The sequence below is a fragment of the Capnocytophaga sp. G2 genome (genome assembly GCF_035282625.1).
GTDB lineage: Bacteria > Bacteroidota > Bacteroidia > Flavobacteriales > Flavobacteriaceae > Capnocytophaga.
Map to the genome: position 1 here is coordinate 1 of NZ_JAYKBU010000006.1, position 25852 is coordinate 25852.

A 25852-nucleotide genomic window follows, 5' to 3' on the forward strand; every position below is an offset into this window, starting at 1 on the left:
CCGGGGGCAATATTCAGAACAACAAAACCTTACTCGAAATCTATACCCAAAAATTTAACTTACTAACGGAACTTACAATAATAAGATTCAAAAAAGGTTCCATCTTATAAGAGTCTATTACTTCTTCTTTGTTCGCAAGAGCAAAAGGTATCATTGAGATAATAAAGAATAGAACGCTTAAAGTAAAGGATATCTTTAATTTATTAAGGAAAAGAGCTTCTTTTTTCATATCTCATTATTTTTGCTTATCGTTTATATATTTTTTTAGTATTATATAGGAAGAGACAATAATGATACAAAAATAACTAGTAAGAGAAAGTCTAAAATAAAGCAATTCCATAATATAGGTTGCTTTTGTGACCTCTTCGTTTGAGTAAATAGATATAGTTTCATCATTGAGAATTTTATCTCCATAATGACAAATAATATCAACGATGGTAGTTATAAAAATAAGACAACTGTAGAATAGAATGTAAAATGAATAAGTATCTTTCTTTATTTTTCTAAAAAGAATGAGTAATATAAAAAATATGAGCCCTAAATAAAGATAATTGAATTGATAAATTATAAATTGAATAAATACTTCTTGTTTGTTTTTAAATCCTAAACAAGAAACAAGCATCATACATTCAATAAATAGCAAGAATAACAAGCTATAAATTGCATATTTTTTTAGTGATAATAAGAGTGATTTCATAATGATATTTTTTAATAAAGGATTAGTCTTCAAAATTATATTTTATGAGTTGCATATTTTTTTAAGATAAAAAAAGAGGAAACTATATAAACAGAAATGATGCCAGCGTCAAAGAATCTGTTAAAAAATAATTGAATTATTTCTTCTCTGTGTGAGAATAATTCATCCCAAAAATGGTATTCAAAATGTTCATCTCTTCCTATGTAAAATTCTATACATTGGTATATTACAAATAATATTGCGGATAAAAGATGAAAACAAATATAAAACAGCGTATAAAACTTATAGGTATCCTTTTTTTTCTTTTCACATAGCAAAAGCAAAGCAAAGAATACAATTAATGCAATAACATCTGTTTTTTCTAATCGTACTATCTCTTTAAAATTATCCATATTTATATTATAAAATATAGGTATATGGAAAATGAATTTACTAATGATGACAACTAAAATACTATAAATAAAGTATTTTGTCAATTTTAAAAATATTTTTTTCATATCTATTATTCTTATTTATTATTTTGTTTTTTATTTTTATAAATCACTGTCATAAAGTTATTATGGTGTGATAAAAAACATTTTAATAGTTTCTGATAGTAAAATTTTTTATTTATAAAAATTTCAATGCGTCTGACAATAAAATGTATTGAAAAATATTTTGCATACCACTTCTTACTGTAAGAAAATGTTTTTAGCGATTGTGTGATTGAATTTATAATTTATATTATTCTCCTTTGAAAGTAGGTATCCAATTCATCTGAGAAGCTATATAGCAAAATATATTAAGTAAACCCAAAAGTATTACTGTATAAATCATCCAATTACCACCGAATACTTTATAATTGCTATTTGGGAACTTCTTTCTGCTGGAACGTGCTAAAAGTGCGGGTATGATAATCATCCAAAAGTTTACCGCTCTCTTTGACGAGCTTAGCAAGCCCGTTGTCGTGAGAAAGAAAGCGATGATCATACCTGTGATGAGAATCGTACTCAATCGGCTTACAGCTTTGGTGGAAATACTAACAAATAAAGCTAATGCAAAGCAGAAAAGAAGGGAACTTTCCTTATGGTTGATATCAAGTTGTGGTGCTACCCAATGTAAAAAGTTTTCAGTAATTCCGCCTCCAGAGGTAATATATGCATACGTGAGTATATAGAGAGTGAAAGTTACTGCAAGTCCATTGGCTATATTCCAACCTTTTCCTAAGAGATGAGAGACCATTGTATTGAAATTAGCTCCTTCAGGGAAGTGAAGATTGGCTTCCAAGATCATAAGCCCCGCTACTACCGTATAGAACCATGTGAAGAGTAGCATGACAACCGATCCTACAAACCATATTCCTGACATAGAAGTTGGATTGGCAAGCATCCCTGCCCCAATAGCTGTTCCTGCGATAATCATTGATCCACCCAATAGTGAGGGGAGTTTTTGTTTTTTCATTTATTTAAAATTTAGGGATTATAGAATTTAAGAATTAGGATATTTTAACTTTTTCTAATTACCTGTAAAAACAGGAATTATCCCCATTTGTATACCTATTTGAGCAAATATATTGATAAGTCCAAAGAGAATAATAAAATAGATCATTCCCTTTCCACCATATACCCTATAGGAGGATTTTGGGAACTTCTTACGACTGGCACGTGCTAATAAGGCGGGGACAATAACAGCCCAAAGCGTACCTGCTAATCCTGCATATCCAATGGCAATGACAAAACCATAGGGAAATTGTAAACTCAGCAATAAGGGGGGAAGAAAGGTAAGCAAAGCTGTCTTAGTTCTCCCCCAAGGAGTATCTGAGAACTTCAGCAAATCAGCTATATAATCAAAGAGTCCTAAAGTAACCCCTAAGAAAGAACTGGCAATAGCCATATAAGCGAAGAAACTCAGAGCGATATCTATATATTGAATGGATATGTATTTATCTAAGACCTCTAAGAGAGTTGCTACATCACCATCTTTGGCGATTACAGGAGCAAATTTTTCTCTTGGTAAATTTCCTTGTACAGCCATTTGCCATAGTATATAGATAAAGAGTGCTAAAAGTGTACCAATAAAGATGGATTGTATCACTCGACGACTATTTCGGTTATAGTATTTGACCAAGCTGGGGACATTTCCGTGAAAGCCGAAAGAAACTAAACATACAGGTAGTGCTGTAAGGAAGTAAGGGAGATGTGCAGGGGCATTTTCATTTTGAGTATCCAATAATGTGCTTCCATTTACCGAAGAGAGTAGTCCGGTCGTTGAAAGGAAGAAAGCGATAATCATACCTCCGATAAGAATAGTACTTAACCTATCTACAGCCTTCGTAGAAAGCCATACGAAAAGGGCTAATACGAGGCAGAAAAGCAAAGAGCCTGTACTTTTAGAGATTTGTATTTCTTTCTGTAGGCTATTGATAGCATTTTCAGTAATACTTCCTCCAGAGGTAATATAAGCATACGTTAAGATATAGAGTACAAAAGCCACGGAAAGTCCGTTGAGAAAATTCCATCGCTTTCCAAGTAAATCGGTAACAATGGTATCAAAACTTGCTCCTGTGGGGTAATGGAGATTGGCTTCCAAGAGCATAAGTCCGGAAGTGGTCATACAGAACCAAGTATAAAAAAGGATAATTACTGAGCCTACAAACCATATTCCGGCAGTGGAGGTAGGATTGGCAAGCATCCCAGCTCCAATAGCAGTACCGGCAATAATCATAGCCCCACCTAATAGTGAGGGAAGTTTTTTTTGTGTCATTTCAGTCTGATTTATTATAACCAATATAATAGAAGTCCTTGTAGGAGTGCATTGATAAGCAGTCCTCAAATAACCCAATATCCACGACGTTCTTCCTCTACACTGTTTTGCATATAGAGTTGTACTTTTTCGTATAGGGCATCACTTTTCCTCTGGTGAGAATTAAGCGTTGGAGTGGCATATATATCTGCTACAAAGCCTACCATAGGAGTAAAGGATAATACAAAGAGTAGTGGTTTTTGGAAAACTTTAGGGATTTTAGGTAGAAAGTGTTGAAAAGTATCATTGATCTGTTTTTTACTGATAATTTTTTCAGTAGTACTTTCTGCTTTTTGAAAAACACCTTCAAATATTCTGTGAATATAAGATTGGAATTGATTAAAAAGATAAGAAGCATATTCTATCTTGAGCAAATCAAATACCTTTTTGAAGGCAATAAATACAAATAAAATGCCTATTCCTATAATGAGAAGTAAAAAAAATAGTTTTTTATATGTAAAAGAACCATTAAAAAGTAGATATATTCCTGCAAAAAAGAAAATGAGATTTAATGTTGTAAAGAATAATATATTTTTTACAGATTTTACTCCAGAGTTAATTCCTAATAGGCTCATTTCCTTAAATATTTTTAAGGGGTTAGAAGTGTTTTGTAATCGCTTAAGTTCAGGTGTGAGTTCAATATCAGAAGTATTATTTTCTATTTTACTGTTGGACATACTTATCAGGAATAATTTCTGAGTGCAAAGATATAAAAAATTTTTTTTATTTAAAATTTAGTTGTAATTTTGCCGAAAAATTTCTTTTGAAAAGAATTATTGTAATTCTCTGTTTATTTTTTTATTTTTCTTCTTGTGGGATCTATAATTTCACAGGAGGGAGTACGGGTAGTGCAAAGACTTTCCAGGTGAATTTTTTTCAGAATAGAGCACCTTTGATTGAACCAGGGATGGATAGAGATTTTACGTTTTATTTACAAGATCTAATAAATAATCAAACGAATCTGTCTCTGACCAATAGTAATGGAGATTTGGTATATGAAGGGGAGATTACTAACTTTACTATTGCACCTATGGCAGCCAATGCAGAACAGAGAGCTGCCCAAAACAGATTAACGGTGACTATTAATGTACGTTTTACAAATAATAAGGAATCCGATAAAGACTTTGAGAAGTCGTTCTCTCATTACTATGATTTTCCTGCCAACACGCAGCTTAGCGCAGTGAAAAGTAGTGCTTTTGAGGCTATTTTTGAGAGAATAGGTCAGGATATTTTTAATGCCTCTTTGGCAAATTGGTAATGAAAGCAACAGAATTATCATATATACTTAAACATCCTAACCAAATTACACTCTCGCAGGTGTATGAACTGGAGAATATTATACATGAGTATCCTTATTTTCAGGTAGTAAAGGCAATTTATTTAAAAATATTATATGCTCAAGAGAGCTATCGATATAATAAAGAGTTGAAGATTACGGCTGCTCATATAGGGAATAGGACATTGTTATTTGATTTTATCACCTCTTCTTCTTTCAAGGAGAAGAAAGATTTTTTCAAAAAAAGTAATATGCCTAAGGCTTATGTGGATGAGGTTATTCCATCAGAATTTACCACTTATGTAAGTGAGGATGTGTTTGAGAAAAAGGAATTTTATCCAATTCCTCCGCCGCAGGACAAGGATAGGTTTAAGAATGATATAGAAGGAGAATATATACCTACCTCCGAGCAAACACGAGCACAGGAAGAAGCACTCCATTTAGGAAAGCCTATTGATTTTCAGAGGACAGATAAGCATTCTTTTGCTAAATGGTTAGAGGTTACACGATATAAACCTATTGATAGGAAAGCCACTAAGACAGCTTCTATAGAATTACCTTTTGTGGATAAGAATGTATTTGAAGAAGGGGATGCGAGAGCTAAAAAATTTGATTTAATAGATAAATTCTTAGAGAGTAATCCGAAAATAGAAGTAAGTAAAGATTACGAGCCTACAATAGAAATTGTGGAGAAGAAAGATATCGGACGACAATTCATGACAGAGACTTTGGCTAAAGTATATCTGGAACAAGGAAAATATGCGGAAGCTATTCAAGCCTATCAGATATTAATGCTAAAGAATCCAGCTAAGAGTACATATTTTGCTGATCAAATAGCAATTATTAGAAAATTACAGAATAAATAAATTATAGAATTATGCTAACATTTAACATCGTTTTGGGGGTTATCTTATTGGTATCCTTTTTATTAGTACTTGTTATTATGGTACAACAACCTAAAAGTGGAGGACTCTCTTCTTCTTTTGGTGGGAATGCACAAGTGATAGGTGGGGTAAAAAAGACAGGAGATTTCTTAAATACAAGTACGTGGACATTAGGAGTAGCTCTAATTGTTCTTTCGCTTATTAGTAATTTAATTCTTAGTGGTAACCATCAATCACAAGGTTCAAGTATTTTTGATGATGTGAAAGCACCAGTACCTACTCAACAACAAGTTCCTACTACTCCAGTGCAACAACAAAATGATACACAGAAGAAATAAATGTTAATTTGGATATAAATATAATTAAAGATTTCTTTAATTATGAATATATTGTTTTCTTAAATAGTCTGTTCGCTATGATTGATTAAAGAAAATAATATATAAATTTGATAGTTTTTATTAGTTAAAAAAGATTTCTCTTTTAGAAAAATTTCTTATCAAAGGGCATTCTGTTAATATTAATGATAATTAAGGAATTTATTTATTCTCATAAATAAATCATAAATAAAATATTTGATGGAATATTCATAACTTTTCTAAAATATTTTTAATGAACGAATAAAAATTATATATTTTTGCAAAGAAATTAATACCATTAAACGAAGACAAAATGAAAGTAAAAATTTTTCTATTACTTATAATAGGTGGATTACAGTGTGTATTTGCACAAACGACATCTTTGCGACAAAGTCAAAATCACTTAAAAGATATGAATCTTTATGGAAAAGTAAAGACTTTTAAAATCACACCCTATAAGTTGGTAGATTATTTTGGTAAAATAACTAAAGGAAATAAGCAAGATTTTTGGAAAGGAGATGTAGTTATTGTTTTTGATGAACAAGGATATAAAAAGGAAAATAATACTTACAATAAGGTAGGACAACTTAGTCAAAAAGTCATCTATAGATATGATGAGAAAGGTAAACGTACTTCTCGAGATCTCTATAATTCTTATGGAAAGTTGCAGATGAAATTCCTTTATGTATATGACAATAAAGGATTTAAGACAGCATATAATAGCTATAGCCCTACAGGAGAACTTAATGATTCCTATCTTTACAAAAATGATGCAAAAGGACGTATGCTTGATGAAACTTGGATTAAGAAAGATAAATCTTTTGGTTCTAAGTATACCTATGACTATGATGCTAAAACAGGAAAGTTAGCTAAAATGTGCCAATATACTAGCTCTGAAACTCAGGTAGATAATTGTACCACTTATAAGTATGATAAGTTGGGGCGTATCTCCGAGATAGAAATTTATAATAGCAATAATATCCCTACCCGAAAAAGTGTTATTACTTATGATGATAAGGGAAATGAAAAAGAAATAAAATATTATGATGGAAAAGGAGTGTTTTTGGAAGAACGATATTATGAATATAAATTTGATGATAATGGGAACTGGATTGAACGTATAGAATATATCAACCAATTTCCTAAGAGTTTTTTAGAGAGAGAGATTACTTATTATCCATAAAAGTATAAATTATTTTACTTGATATAATATTTGAATTTTAAGGGAGGCTGTCCGAAGAGGGTAGCCTCTTTTGCATAAAATAATAGAAAATAAAAAATTATTTAATAATATGTGTAGTATATATCTACTCAAATTCTTAAAATAAAGACAAAAAAGAATTTTTGTAAGAATAATGTTGTACTTTTGTGCCAAAGAACTAAATATTTATTTTTGATATGAAAAAAGCACACTTACAGATATTTATATTTTTACCTCTACTTGTATTTGCTCAAAAAAATGCTTCTGAAGAGTTCTCAAAAGAAGAATTAAAGAAAATTCGAAAAGCAGAAATACAATCACAAGAATATGCTTATGATGCCTACAAGGCACATAAGGCGCATAAAGTGCTACAATCAGAGGTAGATTACCGAAAGTCAATTTCCAAAGATAAAAATAATGCATTAGCACAATATAACATGGGAGATGTGCTTTTTTCTCAAGAAGCATATAAGGAAGCGGCTAATTATTATAGAGAAGTCTCTGTGAATAAAAAAGCAAATAAAGAAGAAAAGCACAAGGCTTTTCATAATTTAGGAAATCTTGCTATGAAGGATAAGAGGTATGAAGATGCTGTACAATACTATAAGGAAGCTTTGCGTAATGATTCTACAGATGATGAGACTCGATATAATTTTGCTCTTGCTAAAGAAATGTTGAAAAAGCAGCAAAACCAAAATAAGGACAACAAGGATAATAAGGATCAAAATAAAGATAATAAAGACCAAAACAAAAATAATAAGGATCAAAATAAAGATAATAAGGATCAAAATAAAGATAATAAGGATCAAAACAAAGATAATAAGGATCAAAATAAGGATAATAAGAACCAAGATAAGGACGATAAAAATCAAGGAAGTCCAGAACAGGATAAGAATAATTCACAAGATAATCCAAAAAATGAGGATACTCCTCAGGATAATAGGCAACCACAATCTAATAATGGTAAACAAGAAGGAGAACTTTCTTCAGAACAAATAAATCGTATTCTTAATGCTATAAATAATGAAGAGAAAAAAACACAAGAAAAACTTAATGCTAAGAAGATAAAAGGAACTCCTATTCGTACAAATAAAAAAGATTGGTAAGTAATTGGATAATTATCTGACCGATCTTTATGTCATTTAGAATTAGTTATTTATGCGTAATTTCTTATTTTATATATTATTTTTTTCAACTACGGTATTTTTTGCGCAGGAAGTCTCATTTAAGGCAGAACCTTCTCGTAAATCATTAGGAGAAAATGAACGTCTTCGCATAGATTTTACAATGAATAAAGAAGGGGATAATTTTGTAGCTCCTTCTTTTGAAAATTTTGAGGTTACAGGACCTACACAATCGATATCCAATTCTTGGATAAATGGGGTTCGTAGTTTTTCAAAGACTTATACATATATGCTTCTTCCTAAAAAGAAAGGAAGACTTACTATAGGAGCGGCATCTGTGATTATTGATGGCAAGGAATACAAGACAAAGCCTATTACTATAGAGGTAACTAATGCCGTAGCTAATCCTCGTAATGCACAAACAACGCCTCCTACTTCTCCTTTTGGTAATAATCCTTTTGGTAATTTCCCTTTTGGATTTGATCCCTTTGGAACAGAAGATACGCAGCCAGCAGAAGTGATAGAACCTACTTCTGAACAACTTTTTATGACAGCAGAAGTCTCAAAAAGACAAGTTTATGTTAATGAGCCAATTACTATTACTTATAAATTATATATAGCTTCTCAGTTTGGTATAGCAGGATTTGAAAATATAGAGGAGCCACGTTATGCAAACTTTTGGAATCAACAACTTTTAGATAAATTGCAAGTAACTGAAGTTGTACGTAATGGAAAGCATTATCGCTGTGTGACGCTAAAACAAGTATTATTATATCCTCAGCAAGCAGGAGAGCAAACAATAGATCCTCTCTCTATTTCATTCGTACTACAACTTCCTTCCAATCAGGTAGATTTTTTTGGGAATCGTTCGTATGTAACTCGTAGTAGGACTCTTCAAACAGTTTCTACAAAAATAAATGTTCTCCCTTTACCAGAAGAAGGAAAGCCTGCTAACTTTTCAGGAGCTGTAGGAAAATTTTCTTTATCAATAAATTTTCCTACTCAAAAAATGAATGCTAAAGAAACTTCTATAGGAGAGGTTATTATATCAGGGAAGGGAAATTTCAGGCTTTTTGATATGCCTAAATTGGCTTTTCCTCCTGCCTTAGAAGTATATGAACCAAAAGAAATAGAACATTTAAATAATTCCTTATCAGGAATGAGTGGGGATATAACTCATAGTTATACAATTGTACCTCAGTACAAAGGAAAATTCCCCATACCTCCATTGAGTTTTACCTTTTTTAATCCTGATACACAAAAATATGAAACAGTTACGGCTGATGGCTTTACTATTGAAGTACTCAATGGAGAAGAATACAAAGCTCAGGAGGAGGGAAGTATGTATGGTCAAATACAGCAAGGACAGTTCCAACCTTTGATGACGAATACAAAATTACTTCCCATAGCTAAACACATTTTCTTTGGTTCTATATCATTCTATTTACTTTGGCTTTTACCTTTACTTTTGATACCATTGGCAATTTTGTTTAGCTATATTTATCATAAGCGGAATATGGATTCTCAAGAGAATAGAATTCGTAAGACTAATCGTTTGGCTAAGAAATATCTTTCCGCAGCAAAAAGAAATCTACATGATAAAGATGCCTTCTATGAAACACTGGAAAGGGGATTGCATACTTATCTTAAGGCTAAGTTACATATAGAAACAACAGAGCTTAGTAAGGATAAAATTCAGGATCTATTAATGGATAGAGAGGTAGATGATAAGATAGTAGAAGATTTCTTACAATTACTATCTAATTGTGAAAAAGCAAGGTATTCACCTTATACACAAGCAGATATAAATAATGATTATGAGCAAGCAGTAAGTATTATTGCCTTATTAGACAAACAATTATAAAGATATAAAATGAAACAGAAAAGAAATTCTTTTATGCTTAACAGAGATCTTAGTTGGCTTTCTTTTAATGAACGTGTATTGCAGGAAGCAGCCGACCATAGGAATCCTTTGATAGAACGTTTGCGGTTTGTGGGAATTTTTTCTAACAATTTAGATGAATTCTTTAGAGTACGTTATGCCGTTATTAAGCATAATGAAAGAAGTATTCTTTTAGAGCAGATTAATAATCAAGTAAATATACTTCAACAAAAGAGTCTTGATATTCTTGAATCCATTACTCAAGAGTTGAAAAAAGAAAATATTTATATAATTAATGAGAAGGAAATCTTACCTGAGCATATTGATTATGTGAGAGATTATTTTATTAATACAATCAGTCCTGCTCTCTTTACTATTATTCTTAATGAGGTAGAGGCTATTCCTACCCTTAAGGATGATGTAGCTTACTTGGCGGTTCGCATGTTGCTTCCTTCAGAAGGTATGGATAAACTTAAGAAACAATATGCTCTTATAGAACTTCCTAAAACATTAGAACGCTTCATTGTATTGCCTTCTATTAATGAATGTACTTATATCATATTGTTAGATGATGTTATACGATTTTGTTTAACTACTCATTTCTATATTTTCCCTTGTAAGGATATTTCTGCTTATATGATCAAGATTACACGTAATGCAGAGTTAGATTTGGATACCGACCTTAATAAGAGTTTTGTTGAAAAAATTTCTAATAGTGTAGAGGGACGTAAGAGGGCAGAACCTGTGCGCTTTATCTATGATAAGCTTATAGATAATAACATGCTACAGTTCTTAAAAGAAAGGATGGGAATACAGCCTACAGATAGTGTTATTGCGGGAGGACGTTATCATAATCGCCGTGATTATATGAACTTTCCTGATTGCGGTCATAAAGATCTTTTATATCATCCCTTCACAGCTTGTCCTATTAAAAATTTTAGAGTAGAAGAAAGTCTTTTATCTCAAATAGCTGAGCGGGATTATTTGCAAAATACACCTTATCATAGTTTTTCATACCTTATTCGCTTTTTAAGAGAAGCTGCCCTTGATCCCAAAGTGAAATCAATTAAGATTACTATTTATCGATTAGCAAAACAATCACAAGTAATTAGTTCCTTGATTAATGCTGTAAAGAATGGGAAACAAGTAACAGTTCAAATAGAACTTCAAGCAAGATTTGATGAAACAGCTAATATACAATATGCTGAATTACTACAGAGAGAAGGTGTACAGATAATATTTGGAATACGAGGGTTAAAAGTACATAGTAAAATAGGAGTAATAGAAAGAGAAGAAAATGGAGAGATTTATCGTTATGGTTTTATTAGTACAGGAAATTTTAATGAAACTTCAGCAAAGATATATACGGATTATACTCTTTTCACTGCTAATCAAGAAATATTAGCAGATGTAAATCGGGTATTTGAGTTTTTTGATACTCCTTTTCAAGTATTTCAATATAAGCATTTATTAGTTTCTCCACATTATACAAAGAATTCTTTCTTGAATCTTATAGATCAAGAGATTAGATTAGCTAAAGAAGGAAAGGAAGCTTTTTTGAAGTTGAAAATGAATGGAATTACTAGTTTTGAGATGATAGAAAAGCTTTATGAAGCCAGTCAGGCTGGGGTGAAAATACAAATGATTGTTCGTGGAGTATGTTGCTTACTTCCTAAGGTAAAGGGATTAAGTGAAAATATAGAAGTAATTAGTATTGTTGATAGATTTTTAGAACACTCTCGACTATATATTTTTGGAAATAATGGACAACCTATTTATTATATTTCTTCAGCAGATTGGATGTCTCGGAACCTTAATAATAGGGTAGAGGTCTCTTGTCCTATTTATCAGAAAAATATTCAAAAGCAATTATGGGATACTTTTCACTTGGCATGGGAGGAGAGTGTCAAAGCGCGTATTATTGATAAGGAACAGAATAATACTTATCGCTCACGCTGTAAGAATGAAAAATCTTCACAGGAAAAAATATACTCTTATTATAAGGGGATTTGAGAATATACTAAAGCATTAAAGAGGCTTCTGTGAGAGCCTCTTTAAATAGTAGTAATTTTAAATATTTCACTATGAGCAAATGATTCCTATCTTAAGCTACTAATGAATTCACATGTTTCATTAGGCTACTTTTAAGATTACCCGCTTTATTTTTGTGGATAATATTTCTTTTTGCCAATTTATCAATCATAGAAACTACAGTAGGTAACAATTCTTTTGCAACAGCTACATCAGTAGTAGTACGCAAGCGTTTAATAGCGTTACGAGTTGTTTTATGTTGATAACGATTTCTAAGGCGTGCAGCCTCATTTCTTCTGATTCTCTTAATTGCTGACTTATGATTTGCCATTTCTTATCTTAATTAAAAAGTGGTATTTAGTAAAAAATAGAGTAGTCCGTAGGGGAATCGAACCCCTGTTACAAGGATGAAAACCTTGCGTCCTAACCCCTAGACGAACGGACCTGCAAATGAAAACATAATTAAGTAGTCCGTAGGGGAATCGAACCCCTGTTACAAGGATGAAAACCTTGCGTCCTAACCCCTAGACGAACGGACCATTGAACCTTTAAAATATTGCTCAATTGCGAGTGCAAAAGTACAATAAATTTTTTAATCTGCAATAGGTTTGCACAAAAATATATATTTTTTTTATACGAAAAAATACAATTGTATGATTACAAATATTTTACAAGTAAAAACAATTTTTGTTTTCCTAGAATTGGAAGTAGATAAAGGGCTGAGGACCCGCAGATGCAGTAGCAAATACTATCCAAAAGACAAAAGCAAGAATGAGAGCCTTAAAAAGTAAAGGGGATTTTTGAAAAGTTTTTCGCATAAAAAGATTCCATTTTTCAGGAAAAAAATGCCATACAAAACCTATAACTAATAGTATGAATATATTCTGATATCCTTCAATAATTGTTAGCCATTGTTGAGGGACAAAAGTAAGATGCTTGATATTTTCAATGATAGTCATGGCAATAGAAAAATCCTTCGCACGGAAGAATATCCAGCAGAAAGCAACAAAATGGAAGGTAATAATGATAGATATAATGGAGAATAATCGTTTGATTACGGTTTTCTTTTCAGATTCTTTTTCAGGAAAGATTTCTTTAAAAGATTTATGAAAAGATAATGCTAATCCATGCAAAGCACCCCATATAATAAAGCGTAAATTGGCTCCATGCCAGAGCCCTCCTAAGAGCATAGTGGTTAACTGATTAAAATGACTTCTTAAGGATTTTGCCTTATCTGGAGAAAGTAAAATGGAAAGTTCAAAAAGAATGATGATTCCTAAGACAGCTAATAAAGGAATAAGGCTTTCTTCCCCATGAAGAAAAGCCCAATAAATTGTAGCTATGAAAAATAAGGAGGAGAAAAAATATCCCCAAAAGGAACCCTTGCGATTTCCTCCTAAAGGAATGTATAAGTAGTCCTTAAGCCATGTGGAAAGTGAAATATGCCAACGACGCCAGAATTCAGTAATATTCTTTGACTGATAAGGGGTACGGAAATTCACAGGAAGGGTGAATCCCATCAGAAGAGCCAGTCCAATTGCCATGTCCGAGTACCCAGAAAAATCACAATAAATCTGTAAAGAATACCCATATACAGCCATTAAATTCTCAAAGGATGTATAACTATTAGGAGCATCAAATATCCTATCAACAAAGTTAATGGATATATAATCCGAGATAACGGCTTTCTTGAGAAGCCCTCCAATGATGAGGAATAAAGCAAGAGAAGTCTCTTCCTTAGTGAGAGTTATTTTTTTATAAATTTGAGGAATAAAATCCTTAGCTCTCACAATAGGACCAGCTACCAATTGAGGAAAAAAACTTACAAAGAAAGTAAAATCTAAGAGAGATTTAGCGGGTTCTATCTCTTTCCTATATACATCTATAGTGTAGCTCATAGTTTGAAAAGTATAGAAGGAGATACCTATAGGCAGAACTATATCCTTGAAGGCAAAGCTACCATGAAAAAGATTATTAAAGCTATCTATAAGAAAATTAGTGTATTTGAAGTACCCTAATATACCAAGATTCACAACAGAGCTAAGTATTAAAAAGAATCTTTGTGTTCCCTTATGATTACTTTTATGTATTTGTCCTGCGAAAAAGTAATTCAATAGGGAAGAAATGAGTAATAATATAAAGTAGTTCCCTCCAGCCTTATAATAGAAGAAAAGAGAAAATAGTACTACATATACTGTACGGAAGTGAGTATGCTTTTTGGTAAGGATATATACTAGGTAAAAGACCAAAAACATCCCCAAAAATAGACTGCTATTAAATAGCAAAGGATGATTTTTATCATAAATAAACCAATTTTTAATATGCTCCATGGAGCAATTCTCAAGTACCCAAAGGTACAAATCTTCTATCTTCAAAGGAATAGGTTATTTTTGCTGATTTTTATATTTTAAGTAGTTACTCATAAGGGCATCAAAAAGCATTCCTCCTTGTTCTATATATCCTTCATGAGTATAGTGTACACGGTCATTAGCGATTAGATTTTGAGCAATAAGCTGAGACATAGCTTGACTTCCTCCAAGTAAGTTATAGAGATCAAATACTCCATAGTTTACTTTTACAGAATTATCAATTAGAATATTAGTATATTGCTCACATAAGGGATTAGGTAATTTCTTTTTAAATAAGGAAGGAGGAGGTGAGGTTAGTAAAATAGGACAATCACCATAATGGGAACGAATTTGCTCAATAAAAATCTCCACCTGCTTATCGTAATTCTCAGCAGAGAGTTTTCCGAAAGTCTCATTAGTACCTAAGGAAACAATGATTAAATCAGGATGTAAAGCTTGTATTTGTTCAAAGAACAGATTACATCTGTTATAATCAGAGAAACGAGCGCCATTCACTCCAATAGTATGATAGATAACTCCATTTTGATCATTCTCTAGAATAATGCCATTAAGAGCAAATGTATTGTTCTCTGTATTAGGAGTTAAATATATTTTATTAAGCCCTTCTAAATTATTATATGTATATCCATAAGAGGATTCACTATTGGAGAGAATATCAAAACTGTCTAAGTTTACGGGTTGAGAGGTAGGATAGTTACTCACTATTTTCTCTTCAGTAGGAATTTTCAATATAGCTCCTTCACGGATAGTTGTCCCTTTTAGGTGGTTGAGAGATTGTATTTTACTCTCTGTAGTTTTATATTTTCTAGATAAAGCATAGAGCGTTTCTCCCTTTTGTACTTTATGAGAGAGTGTTTTGTGGGTTATTTGTGTAGGGGGTGTTTTTATAGGCTTTATAGAAATACCTGTTCTACTGGTAGCCAAATCAAACAAATGTTTATTATTTGGGGTAAGTATTCTTAAAGTATTGAAGGAATAATCCTTGTTTTTTAAATTAAGTTCTATAACAAAGTTTTTATTATTAGTAAGCAAAGAATACCCTGTAATTCCTATAGCATCAGTATCTGTTTTACTAGTATTCTTTTGGCTATCCCAAGTGATATTTGAGGAGAAGCGGACATTGTGTTCTCCATTAGTGCGTATCAGTGAATAAGGGAAAACAATCCCCAAACCACCATTCCCAAATTGAGACTGGAAGCGTTGGCGTACTTGATTGGTCATTGCATCGCCTTGAATATGTGAATCTCCAATATGGACAATATTTAGCTTTCTATCCTTGCGTATATCTAAGGCATTTAATTTCTCAAAGAAAGGTTCTAGTGCTTTTGGGTTGTATATATTCTCATATTCTTTAGGAGCTTCCTCTTCCTTAGCATCAATGTTCTTCTCATTAGGAGTATTCATAGAAGAATCTATAGAGAAATGGCTCATTTTAGAATGCAATAACATGGTAGTAACCAATGCCATTGTAAGACCAATAGCTCTTAAAAGTTTTGTTTTTCTTTTCATTATTTTAGTGTTGTTGTTGTAGTCAAAGATTATTCTACTCGCAAAAATTGTGCAAATATATGATTTTTATACTTTATTTAACTATGTAATGTTCTTTTTAAGATTTAGTTTGTATTTCTCACTATTGATAAATACAGAGTCTAATTATTTTTTAATCAAAGAGATAGTGTTACACTTATTTAGCTTAAAAATAGTTACTAACAATAATCTTTCTATTGTTTATAACATCTTCATTCTTTTAAAGTTCAGGTTTGAATAATTGGGCATATTTTTTTATAGTTTCTTTATCAAAATTAGGTTCTTCCTCTATTCTTCCCAAGATAGGTGTATTTGCATAGGAGGCTATCCATGATTCAGTAGAAGGATTCTCATTTCCACTGAAAATAATTCCATATACAGAGAGTCCTCTGCTTTTTAAAGCTTCTAAAGAGAGAAGAGTATGGTTAATACTTCCTAAATAGTGGCGAGAGACTAGGATTACTCTATCGGAAGGCTTAATCAAGTCCATCATAATATTATGGTCATTAAGAGGAACAAAAAGTCCTCCCGCTGCTTCTATTACTAAAGAATGAGAAGTTGTGGGGCGAATAATGTTTTCCATTTTAATGGTAACTCCTTCCATTTGTGCTGAGAGATGTGGGCTAGCAGGGTACTCAAATTCATAGCTGGAAGGGAAAAAATGTGTTTGTGAGTTGGAAATTAAGGACTGTACTTTCATAGTATCGGATGCATGTTTATCACCCGATTGTATAGGTTTCCAATAATCTGCCTCAAGGGCTTCCACTACTATGGCTGAAGTGATAGTTTTTCCTACTTCAGTAGAGATACCTGTGATAAAATAAGTGTGATTCATTTTTGTATTTTTGAAACAACTCTTCCAGTCTGCAAAATTACAAAAATATCTTTTTAAGGCCACCAAATAAGTTGAAAAAATTATCTTTCCACCCGTGTAAAATTTTTATCTTTGCATTTTGAAAAAGTAATAACTGATGATGACTGATATAAGCCTTCAAGTGCAAACGCTCCCTGATAATCCTGGTGTATATCAATTTTTTGATAATACAGATACTATTATTTATGTAGGTAAGGCAAAGAATCTTAAAAAACGTGTATCTTCTTATTTCAATAAAGAACATGATTCTCCTAAAACACGGGTATTGGTAAGCAAAATTGTACGTATAGAACATATTGTAGTAGCTACTGAGAATGATGCTTTATTGTTAGAAAATAATTTAATTAAGAAGTATCAACCACGTTATAATATTCTTCTCAAGGATGGAAAGAGTTATCCATGGATATGCATTTCCAATGAGCGTTTTCCCCGAGTATTTTTTACTCGAAAAGTATACAAGGATGGAGGTACTTATTATGGACCTTATACAAATTTAAAAATAGTACGTACTATTTTGGACTTAATCAAAGACCTATATCCTTTGCGCAATTGTAGGTTAGATCTCTCTAAAGAGAATATAGACAAAGGAAAGTACAAGGTTTGTCTTGAATATCATATCAAAAACTGTAAAGGACCCTGTGAGGGTTTACAAACAGAAGAAGAGTATAATCATAATATTCAACAAATCAAAGAGATACTTAAGGGAAATCTTAAAGAAGTTATTACTTATTTTAAGGAAGAGATGCTTAAGCATGCTCAAGCATTTCGTTTTGAAGAGGCACAGGAGATTAAACTCAAATTGGAGAGTTTGGAAAATTACCAATCAAAATCCACGATAGTGAGTACTAAAATCCATAATGTAGATGTATTTTCCATTGTTTCAGATGAGGAATATGCTTATATTAATTTTTTACAGGTTGCCCATGGGGCTATTGTACGTGGACATACCTTAGAAGTGAAGAAAAAATTAGAAGAAACCGATCAAGAACTACTCGAATTAGGAATTGTAGAGCTCAGAGAACGTTTCAAGTCCAATTCAAAGGAACTTATTGTACCTTTTCCTCTGAGTATGGAGCTTTCTGAACGACTTACTATACCTAAGGCAGGGGAAAAATTTCAACTTCTACAACTTTCTGAACGAAATGCACAAGCCTACCGTCAGGAAAAGTTTAAGCAGGTAAAAATTACTGACCCTGAAAGGCATACGAATCGCTTACTTACTCAAATGCAACGGGATTTGCACCTTTCTGAGCCCCCAGCTCATATAGAATGTTTTGATAATTCTAATATTCAGGGAACTAATCCAGTAGCGGCATGTGTGGTGTTCAAGAATGCTAAACCTAGCAAAAAGGATTATCGCCATTTCAATATAAAGACCGTAGAAGGACCTAATGACTTTGCTTCTATGGAGGAGGTGGTCTATCGTCGTTATCGTCGTTTGTTGGATGAGGAAGAACCTTTGCCTCAACTTATTATTATAGATGGAGGGAAGGGACAATTAAGTGCTGCTCTTAAGGCTCTTGAACTTTTGGACTTAAGAGGTAAAATAGCCATTGTGGGAATAGCTAAGCGCTTGGAAGAAATCTTTTATCCAGGTGACTCTGTTCCTCTGTATTTGGACAAAAAATCAGAAACACTTAAGGTAATTCAGCACTTGCGTAATGAGGCACATCGTTTTGGGATTACTTTTCATAGGCAAAAGCGTAGTGCTAGTGCTATTCATTCCGAATTGGAACAGATTAGCGGAGTAGGTAAACAGACACAAGAAGCATTACTAAAACACTTTAAGTCGGTAAAGCGTCTCAAAGAAGCTCCAAAAGAGGAAATAATTGCCTGTATAGGTCTGTCAAGAACTCAAAAAGTCTGGGAGTATTTCCACCCTGCAGGGCAAAGTCTACAATAATGGAGTATGATATAATTGTTCTCTGAGTGAGTAATTCGTCCTTAAATAGTTCTTCTCCTTCGGGGAGAAACTGGGAGAGGATTATTTTTTGTGCAGATTGTAAAGTATGGATAATCCTTTGATAGTGTGATATTTATCGTCTATTTGGATTTTGGAAGTTAGCCTACTGAATACATGTCCTACTCCTCCTGTAGAGATAACTAAGAAATCACTTTCATAGGTATGTTTAATTCGTTCAATGAGTCCCTCTACCATAGCAGTATAGCCATAAATGATTCCGCTTTGCATACAGGTTTCCGTATCCATACCTAGAACGGATTTAGGTTCATTAAGTTCTATATAAGGAAGTTGAGCGGTATTATTAACTAGAGATTGTAAGGAAGTAACTACCCCAGGAGCAATGATTACTCCTAACATTTCCCCACTTTCGTCAACTCCTGTGAGGGTGAGGGCAGTACCAAAATCTATGATAATTTTCTTCTTTTCTGGGTACAGGTAATGAGCGGCTACTGCATTGGCATAAAGGTCAGTCCCCATTTGGTTGGAATGATGGCTAACGGCACTGGGAGTATCACGATTAACGATAAAAGGTTTTATAGAAAAGGTTTTCTGAAGCATTTTTGCAATGACTTGCGTTTGCTGAGGAACTACGGAACCTATTACAATTTTATTAATTTTTCCAAAAGCATTCTTGTACTGTTCTTTATAGGTTTGGAAACTCATATAGAACTCTCCTGCAGTACGATAAGGCTTGGTAGCAATTGTCCAAGAAAGATGTATTTCTTTACTCTCAACTACCGCAAAACGGATGTTAGAATTACCAATATTGACAGCTAATAACATGTTACAAATTTAGTAAATTAGGGATTATCAGATGCATACCACTCAGCGAAGGAGCTTTCGGTTTCTTGTAAACGAAGGCTATAGAGTGATATATAGTTAGGTAGGTGAACTTGCAAGCGTTTGGCAAAATCTATAATAAGCATTTCGCTAGTAGGCTGATAGGGGAGAAGTACTACCCTATGTCCTTCTGCTTTTAGTTCTTCGGCTAATTTGTGGTGTGGACTATTTCCGTTGAAGAAGATTGTATGGTCAGATTCTTTGATAATATATTCATTGACAATATCCTTAATATCTCCAAAATCAATAACCATACCATTTTTTACATGTTCAGGGTTTTCTATAGGACTTCCAATCACTGTAACCCACAGTTTATAACTATGTCCGTGAATATTCTTGCACTTACCATCATAACCATAGAGAGCATGTCCAGCTTCAAATTCAAATTTCTTTGTGATACGGATTTTAGTCATAGTGTTATTGAATTTTATATTTTCTTTTGTAAGCATTGAGGGTATTCTTCATAAGCATAGCAATGGTCATGGGGCCTACTCCTCCAGGGACAGGAGTAATATAGCTTACTTTTTCCTTTACGTATTCAAAATCAACATCACCCACAATACGAAACCCTTTTTTAGTGGTTGTATCAGCTATACGAGTAATGCCTACATCAATAATAGCGGCTCCTTCCTTGACCATGTCTGCCTTTAAGAATTTGGGTATTCCTAAGGCAGCAATGATGATATCCGCTTTCTTAGTAAGTTCAGATAAGTTCTGGGTATGACTATGGGTAAGGGTTACAGTAGCATTCCAAGGCTTTTGTGAAAGAAGGATACTTATAGGGCGCCCTACAATGTCCGAACGACCTATTATTACTACATCTTTTCCATCAGTAGGGATATGGTATTGGTTAAGAAGTTCTAAGATACCGTAAGGAGTAGCCGGAATGAAAGATTTTAATCCTAAAGCCATACGACCAAAATTAGTAGGATGGAAACCATCGGCATCCTTGTCAGGATTTATAGCTAAGAGTATTTCCTGCTCATGAATATGCTTAGGTAATGGGAGTTGCACAATAAAACCATCTACAGAATCATCTTCATTGAGCCTATGGATTTGTTTGAGAAGTTCTTCTTGAGATATATTCTTAGGCATCTCCAATACAGAAGATGTGAAACCTACTTTCTGACAGGCAGTAACCTTATTATTCACATAAGTCATGCTTGCTCCATTATCCCCTACTAAGATAGCTGCTAAGTGTGGAACTCTATAGCCCTTCTTTTTGAGAATATTTACTTCTTTGGCAATGGTTTCTTGTACAAGCAAAGAGGTCTTTTTACCATCTAATAATATCATTGGGTTTTTAAGATTGAGTGTAGAAGATATTTTTTATATAAGCAATGTAGGGACGAATGGATATTCATCCCTACATTTGTATAACAAGTTATTGACTAAAACAAAACATTGTCTTAGTAAAGATTAAATGTCAATAGCTTCTCCATAAGCAGCTGCTACAGCCTCTTTTACACCTTCACTCATGGTAGGGTGAGGGTGTACTGCCTTAAGGATTTCATGAGCAGTAGTCTCCAACTTACGAGCGACTACAGCTTCTGCAATCATATCGGTAACTCCTGCACCAATCATGTGACAGCCGAGCCATTCACCATATTTAGCATCGAAAATGACTTTTATAAATCCTTCTGTAGCTCCAGCAGCATTGGCTTTACCAGAGGCAGTGAATGGGAACTTACCTACTTTAATATCATAGCCTTTTTCTTTAGCTTGTTTTTCGGTAAGTCCTACAGAAGCAATTTCAGGAGTACAATAAGTACAACCAGGAATGTTACCATAGTTAATAGGTTCTACATGTAAGCCTTTGATCTTTTCTACACAGAGGATACCTTCGGCAGAAGCTACGTGAGCTAAGGCTTGTCCAGGGACTACATCCCCGATGGCATAATAGCCAGGAACATTGGTTTGGTAGAACTCATTTACTTGGATTTTATCACGGTCAGTTTTAATACCTACAGCTTCTAATCCGATATTTTCAATATTGGTTTTGATACCTACAGCGGAGAGAAGAATATCTGCTTCAAGCACCTCTTCTCCTTTAGCGGTTTTCACAAATGCCTTAACCCCTTTTCCTTTGGTATCTACTTTAGTTACTTCAGAGGAAGTCATGATATTAATACCAAGTTTTTTGAAACTCTTTTCTAATTGTTTAGAGATTTCTTCATCTTCCACAGGAACAATATTGGGCATGAACTCTACTACAGTCACTTCTGTGCCTATAGAATGGTAGAAATATGCAAATTCGATTCCTATAGCACCACTTCCTACAATAATCATTTTCTTAGGTTGTTCAGGGAGGGTAAGAGCTTGGCGGTAGCCAATAATTTTCTTACCATCTTGAGGAAGAGCCGGTAATTCACGAGAGCGTGCACCAGTGGCAATAATAATATGGTCTGCACTATATTCAGTTACTTTGCCATCCTTGTCCTTCACTTCTACCTTCTTACCAGGTTTTAGGGTACCATATCCATTGATGACTTCAATTTTATTTTTTTTCATAAGGAATTGTACTCCTTTGCTCATAGTGCCGGCTACATCGCGGCTACGCTTTACAATGGCAGAGAAATCTTTATCAAATCCTTTGTCTTTTACTTTAATTCCGTAACTTTCGGCATGCTTAAGATATTCAAACACTTGAGCAGATTTCAAAAGTGCTTTGGTAGGAATACATCCCCAGTTAAGGCATACCCCCCCAAGATTCTCTTTTTCAATAACAGCTGTTTTGAAGCCTAACTGAGAGGCTCGGATAGCGGTTACGTATCCACCGGGACCACTACCTAATACTATAACATCGTACTTATTCATTGTAAAATATTTTATGTTCTAAAAAACGGCACGAAATTACGAATTTTATTTGTTATAAAGAAAAAATTTTTCCGAAAATTTTCTATCTTTTTATAACCCCTTAATTTGAAAGAAGTTTGGATTTTTTTGTAATATTTTTTAGAGATTATTGTTTTATTTCCTAAATAATTTTTTATCTTTGCCAGATGATATATCATATTTTTTAATAGAAAAGAATGTAAAATACTTATTATATGAGTGTTATAAATCAAATTCTTACTGCTAAGCGTACTCCTTGTTTATTTGTAAATGTAGGAGGAATTCTGGATAAACTCTTACAGGGATCTAAAATGCCTAAAATGTACAGAGCTATTAAATATGATACTGCTAAAAATAAAAGAAGTATTACAGAAGTTGTTAATAAGTTTAATATTAATACAATAGTAATAGAGACTTCTACAGCAAAAGAATATGAAGAAAGTATTATTAGGGAACTTATAACCCTTAGGACACAAGGAGTTACTATATATGAAGCAGAAGAGTTCTATGAGGTAATTAATAAGCGTATTCCTATTGTTCGTCTTGAAACACAAAAGTATTTAGGAGATAATATTTTTTCTATTCGTCTTAGAAAGCGTCATAAACTATTAAAACGAATATTTGACTTGTTTTTTGTATTATGTTTAGCACCTATTGCTCTTCCTTTGATATTGATAGGTGTTTTACTAACTGTTCTGACCTCAAAAGGAGGTGCATTCTTCCATCAAATGAGAATAGGAAGAGAAGGAAAACCTTTTAAGATATACAAGATTAGAACTATGGTTATTAATGATGGGGGATTCACAGTAGCTAATGATACAAGAATTACTCCAATTGGTAAAATTTTGCGATTTACTAAAATAGATGAATTACCACAGTTATATAATATTTTCAAAGGGGACATGAGCGTAATAGGTCCTCGTCCTGAGATTCCTGCTTATGTAGAAAAATATTCAGAGCAAATGCCTTTTTTTGGATTGAGACACATGATAAAGCCAGGTGTCTCAGGTTGGGCACAGATACATCTACCAAAAGCCACTCCAGAAGATAATCTTAAAAAATTGGAATATGATTTATACTATATAAAACGGTATTCTATAAGCCTAGATATCAAAGTACTTATAGAAACCGTTAAGATAGTACTAACCTTAAATAGTCATTAGTTTTTCTTAAATTCTTTAATGATCTGTTCGGCTAGTTCATCTCCTATGCGCTCTTGTGCTTCTATGGTAGAGGCTCCTATATGAGGAGAAAGTGATATATGAGGATGCATGAGTATTTTGATAGAAGGTGTAGGTTCATTTCTGTATACGTCTAAGCCTGCAAAAGCTACTTTCCCGTGTTCTAAGGCATGTAGAAGCGCATCTTCATCCACTACACCACCACGAGATAAATTGATAATTCCTACTCCATCTTTCATTTGCTGGAACTCATGTTCTCCTATAATAGCATCTTTTTGGGCAGGGACGTGTAGGGTAATGAAATCAGCTTGTTTTAGCAGTTCCTCTTTTTTGATAGTATATATATCAAAGTCAAGACTGCGACCGTCAAAGAAAGAAAGAGTAATAGTAGCCTTTTCATGATGAGGATCATGAGCTATGACCTTCATTCCTAATCCCAAAGCGATAGTGGCTACTGCTTTCCCAATACGTCCTAATCCTATAATACCCAAGGTTTTTCCTCTGAGTTCCTGTCCTTTGGCATAATTCTTCTTAAGTTGAGCAAAATGAGTATCTCCTTCTAAGGGCATGTTTCGGTTGGCATCGTAGAGAAAGCGTACGCCATTGAAGAGGTGAGCAAATGTGAGTTCTGCTACTGAATAGGAGGAAGCATTGGGAGTATTAATTACTTTAATACCTTTTTCTTGTGCATATTTTACATCTATGTTATCCAGCCCTACCCCCCCTCGTCCGATGAGTTTAAGAGATGGGCAAGCCTCTATGAGATCTTTCTTGGCTTGGGTTGCTGAACGTACTAGGAGTATTTCTACTTGTTCCTTATTAATAAAGTCAGCTAATTGGTTTTGAGCTACTTTGGTCGTAATCACTTCAAAACCTACCTTACTGAGTGTATCTATTGCCTGTTGGCTGATACCATCATTGGCTAATATTTTCATAAGTATTTTTTATACAGTTTTCTCAAAATGTTTCATCACATCAACCAGAAGTTGTACACTTTCTATAGGCAAAGCATTATAGATAGAAGCTCGGTAACCTCCTACACTTCTGTGACCTTTAATGCCATTAATACCTGCTTCACTCCAAAGCGTATTAAAGCGATCAGTGAGGGATTCATCAGTAAGATTAAAGACTACATTCATACGAGAACGGTCTTTTATATCAGCATAGCCTTTGAATAATGGATTTCTATCTACTTCTTCATAAAGAATACGTGCTTTTTCTTTATTCTTAGCTTCGATAGCTTTGATACCTCCTTGCTTCTTGAGCCATTCCATAGTAAGCAAACATGTATACACAGCAAAAGTGGGAGGAGTATTGGTCATGCTTTGGTTCTTGATATGTACTTGATAGTTGAGGTAGGTAGGAATTTTATGGGTTACCTTTCCTAGTATGTCCTCACGAACAATAACTAAAGTAGCTCCCGCACTTCCTATGTTCTTTTGAGCCCCTGCATAGATGAGAGCAAACTTATCAAAAGGCATTTCTTTAGAAAAAATATCTGAACTCATGTCTGCAATTAAAGGAATATTTACCTCAGGATACTCGAAATATTCTGTTCCATAAATAGTATTATTGGTAGTAATATGCAAGTAATCAGCATCTTTAGGGATTGTGTAAGAAGTAGGGATATTCCTATATCCATTATCTCGGGAAGAGGCAACAATATCAATATTTCCTACAAATTGAGCTTCTGTAAGGGCTTTGTGAGACCAGGTACCTGTATCTATATAAGCTCCTTTGTGTTCAAGCAGGTTCAAAGCAGTGGAGTAGAACTGGAGGCTAGCACCTCCTTGTAGAAATAATGCCTGATATCCTTTTCCTGTGAGTCCTGCTAATTCCAGAGCTAAGGCTCTGGCACGTTCCATGATGTCAACAAATTCTTTACTACGGTGGGATATTTCCAAAATAGAAAGTCCTGTACCCTCTAACTCAAGAACTGCCTGAGATGCTTTTTCCAATACAGAAGAAGGCAGGATAGCAGGACCTGCATTGAAATTATGTTTTTTCATATTCCTTTATTTAACGTATTTA

General features: G+C 33.4%; 23 protein-coding genes and 2 tRNA genes. 9 read left to right on the plus strand and 16 right to left on the minus strand.

Annotated features, from left to right (window positions below; translation table 11 throughout):
- Window positions 1-732: 732 nt before the first annotated feature.
- From VJJ03_RS04675 to VJJ03_RS04690, 4 genes are all read right to left on the minus strand, one after another.
- Complete coding sequence (locus VJJ03_RS04675) at window positions 733-1194, minus strand: hypothetical protein (RefSeq protein WP_323974126.1); 462 nt, start codon at window positions 1192-1194, stop codon at window positions 733-735.
- Between the two features lie 226 nt (window positions 1195-1420).
- Complete coding sequence (locus tag VJJ03_RS04680) at window positions 1421-2137, minus strand: aromatic amino acid transport family protein (protein WP_323974128.1); 717 nt, start codon at window positions 2135-2137, stop codon at window positions 1421-1423.
- 54 nt (window positions 2138-2191) lie between these two features.
- The gene (mtr, locus tag VJJ03_RS04685) at window positions 2192-3439 is read right to left on the minus strand and encodes a tryptophan permease (protein ID WP_323974130.1); all 1248 of its coding nucleotides are present in this window, start codon (window positions 3437-3439) and stop codon (window positions 2192-2194) included.
- 65 nt (window positions 3440-3504) lie between these two features.
- Window positions 3505-4155: a hypothetical protein gene (locus VJJ03_RS04690; RefSeq protein ID WP_323974132.1), complete on the minus strand. Its 651-nt coding sequence runs from the start codon at window positions 4153-4155 to the stop codon at window positions 3505-3507.
- 86 nt (window positions 4156-4241) lie between these two features.
- Here VJJ03_RS04690 and VJJ03_RS04695 point away from each other — a divergent pair, with 86 nt between their 5' ends.
- From VJJ03_RS04695 to ppk1, 7 genes are all read left to right on the plus strand, one after another.
- Window positions 4242-4736 carry an LptE family protein gene (locus VJJ03_RS04695; RefSeq protein ID WP_323974134.1) on the plus strand — a complete coding sequence of 165 codons (495 nt, stop codon included), beginning with the start codon at window positions 4242-4244 and terminating at the stop codon, window positions 4734-4736.
- Window positions 4736-5620: a hypothetical protein gene (locus VJJ03_RS04700; protein WP_323974136.1), complete on the plus strand. Its 885-nt coding sequence runs from the start codon at window positions 4736-4738 to the stop codon at window positions 5618-5620. Before VJJ03_RS04695 ends, VJJ03_RS04700 begins: the two co-directional genes overlap by 1 nt.
- Before the next feature lie 11 nt (window positions 5621-5631).
- Entirely contained in the window at window positions 5632-5976 is a 345-nt protein-coding gene (secG, locus tag VJJ03_RS04705; protein WP_009745644.1) for a preprotein translocase subunit SecG, read from the plus strand.
- 331 nt (window positions 5977-6307) lie between these two features.
- On the plus strand, window positions 6308-7177 hold the full coding sequence (locus tag VJJ03_RS04710; RefSeq protein ID WP_009745645.1) for a hypothetical protein: 870 nt from the start codon (window positions 6308-6310) through the stop codon (window positions 7175-7177).
- A 215-nt stretch (window positions 7178-7392) separates the two neighbouring features.
- A complete protein-coding gene (locus VJJ03_RS04715; RefSeq protein ID WP_323974138.1) occupies window positions 7393-8301 on the plus strand; it encodes a tetratricopeptide repeat protein in 909 nt (302 codons plus the stop codon).
- 52 nt (window positions 8302-8353) lie between these two features.
- On the plus strand, window positions 8354-10183 hold the full coding sequence (locus VJJ03_RS04720; protein WP_323974140.1) for a BatD family protein: 1830 nt from the start codon (window positions 8354-8356) through the stop codon (window positions 10181-10183).
- Window positions 10184-10192: 9 nt separating this feature from the next.
- On the plus strand, window positions 10193-12214 hold the full coding sequence (ppk1, locus tag VJJ03_RS04725) for a polyphosphate kinase 1 (protein WP_323974141.1): 2022 nt from the start codon (window positions 10193-10195) through the stop codon (window positions 12212-12214).
- A gap of 91 nt (window positions 12215-12305) precedes the next feature.
- On the opposite strand, the gene rpsT is transcribed toward ppk1, so the two are convergent.
- The 6 genes from rpsT to bioD form a co-directional block, all read right to left on the minus strand.
- Window positions 12306-12563 carry a 30S ribosomal protein S20 gene (rpsT, locus tag VJJ03_RS04730; protein WP_323974143.1) on the minus strand — a complete coding sequence of 86 codons (258 nt, stop codon included), beginning with the start codon at window positions 12561-12563 and terminating at the stop codon, window positions 12306-12308.
- 42 nt (window positions 12564-12605) lie between these two features.
- Window positions 12606-12677, minus strand: a tRNA-Glu gene (locus tag VJJ03_RS04735).
- A 22-nt stretch (window positions 12678-12699) separates the two neighbouring features.
- A tRNA-Glu gene (locus VJJ03_RS04740) sits at window positions 12700-12771 on the minus strand.
- Between the two features lie 156 nt (window positions 12772-12927).
- Window positions 12928-14562 carry an MBOAT family O-acyltransferase gene (locus VJJ03_RS04745; RefSeq protein ID WP_416377844.1) on the minus strand — a complete coding sequence of 545 codons (1635 nt, stop codon included), beginning with the start codon at window positions 14560-14562 and terminating at the stop codon, window positions 12928-12930.
- A 54-nt stretch (window positions 14563-14616) separates the two neighbouring features.
- Window positions 14617-16110 (minus strand): LysM peptidoglycan-binding domain-containing protein, encoded by a 1494-nt coding sequence (locus VJJ03_RS04750; RefSeq protein ID WP_323974147.1) that lies wholly within the window; start codon window positions 16108-16110, stop codon window positions 14617-14619.
- 238 nt (window positions 16111-16348) lie between these two features.
- Window positions 16349-16963 carry a dethiobiotin synthase gene (gene bioD / locus VJJ03_RS04755; RefSeq protein WP_040358043.1) on the minus strand — a complete coding sequence of 205 codons (615 nt, stop codon included), beginning with the start codon at window positions 16961-16963 and terminating at the stop codon, window positions 16349-16351.
- 136 nt (window positions 16964-17099) lie between these two features.
- Here bioD and uvrC point away from each other — a divergent pair, with 136 nt between their 5' ends.
- Complete coding sequence (uvrC, locus tag VJJ03_RS04760; RefSeq protein ID WP_323974149.1) at window positions 17100-18905, plus strand: excinuclease ABC subunit UvrC; 1806 nt, start codon at window positions 17100-17102, stop codon at window positions 18903-18905.
- 81 nt (window positions 18906-18986) lie between these two features.
- On the opposite strand, the gene VJJ03_RS04765 is transcribed toward uvrC, so the two are convergent.
- From VJJ03_RS04765 to lpdA, 4 genes are all read right to left on the minus strand, one after another.
- A complete protein-coding gene (locus VJJ03_RS04765) occupies window positions 18987-19748 on the minus strand; it encodes a type III pantothenate kinase (protein WP_323974151.1) in 762 nt (253 codons plus the stop codon).
- A gap of 17 nt (window positions 19749-19765) precedes the next feature.
- The gene (locus tag VJJ03_RS04770) at window positions 19766-20218 is read right to left on the minus strand and encodes a 6-carboxytetrahydropterin synthase (RefSeq protein WP_323974153.1); all 453 of its coding nucleotides are present in this window, start codon (window positions 20216-20218) and stop codon (window positions 19766-19768) included.
- 4 nt (window positions 20219-20222) lie between these two features.
- Window positions 20223-21101, minus strand: a complete 879-nt coding sequence (folD, locus tag VJJ03_RS04775; RefSeq protein WP_323974155.1) for a bifunctional methylenetetrahydrofolate dehydrogenase/methenyltetrahydrofolate cyclohydrolase FolD — start codon at window positions 21099-21101, stop codon at window positions 20223-20225.
- Between the two features lie 123 nt (window positions 21102-21224).
- Entirely contained in the window at window positions 21225-22622 is a 1398-nt protein-coding gene (gene lpdA, locus VJJ03_RS04780) for a dihydrolipoyl dehydrogenase (RefSeq protein ID WP_009745657.1), read from the minus strand.
- A 233-nt stretch (window positions 22623-22855) separates the two neighbouring features.
- Between lpdA and VJJ03_RS04785 the strand changes: the two genes are divergently transcribed.
- Window positions 22856-23803 carry a sugar transferase gene (locus tag VJJ03_RS04785; RefSeq protein ID WP_323974157.1) on the plus strand — a complete coding sequence of 316 codons (948 nt, stop codon included), beginning with the start codon at window positions 22856-22858 and terminating at the stop codon, window positions 23801-23803.
- Here the strand turns inward: VJJ03_RS04785 and VJJ03_RS04790 are convergent.
- Complete coding sequence (locus tag VJJ03_RS04790; RefSeq protein WP_323974159.1) at window positions 23800-24756, minus strand: D-2-hydroxyacid dehydrogenase; 957 nt, start codon at window positions 24754-24756, stop codon at window positions 23800-23802. The two genes, VJJ03_RS04785 and VJJ03_RS04790, sit on opposite strands and share 4 nt — an antisense overlap.
- 9 nt (window positions 24757-24765) lie before the next feature.
- Window positions 24766-25830 carry a 3-phosphoserine/phosphohydroxythreonine transaminase gene (serC, locus tag VJJ03_RS04795; protein WP_323974161.1) on the minus strand — a complete coding sequence of 355 codons (1065 nt, stop codon included), beginning with the start codon at window positions 25828-25830 and terminating at the stop codon, window positions 24766-24768.
- Between the last annotated feature and the right edge of the window lie 22 nt (window positions 25831-25852).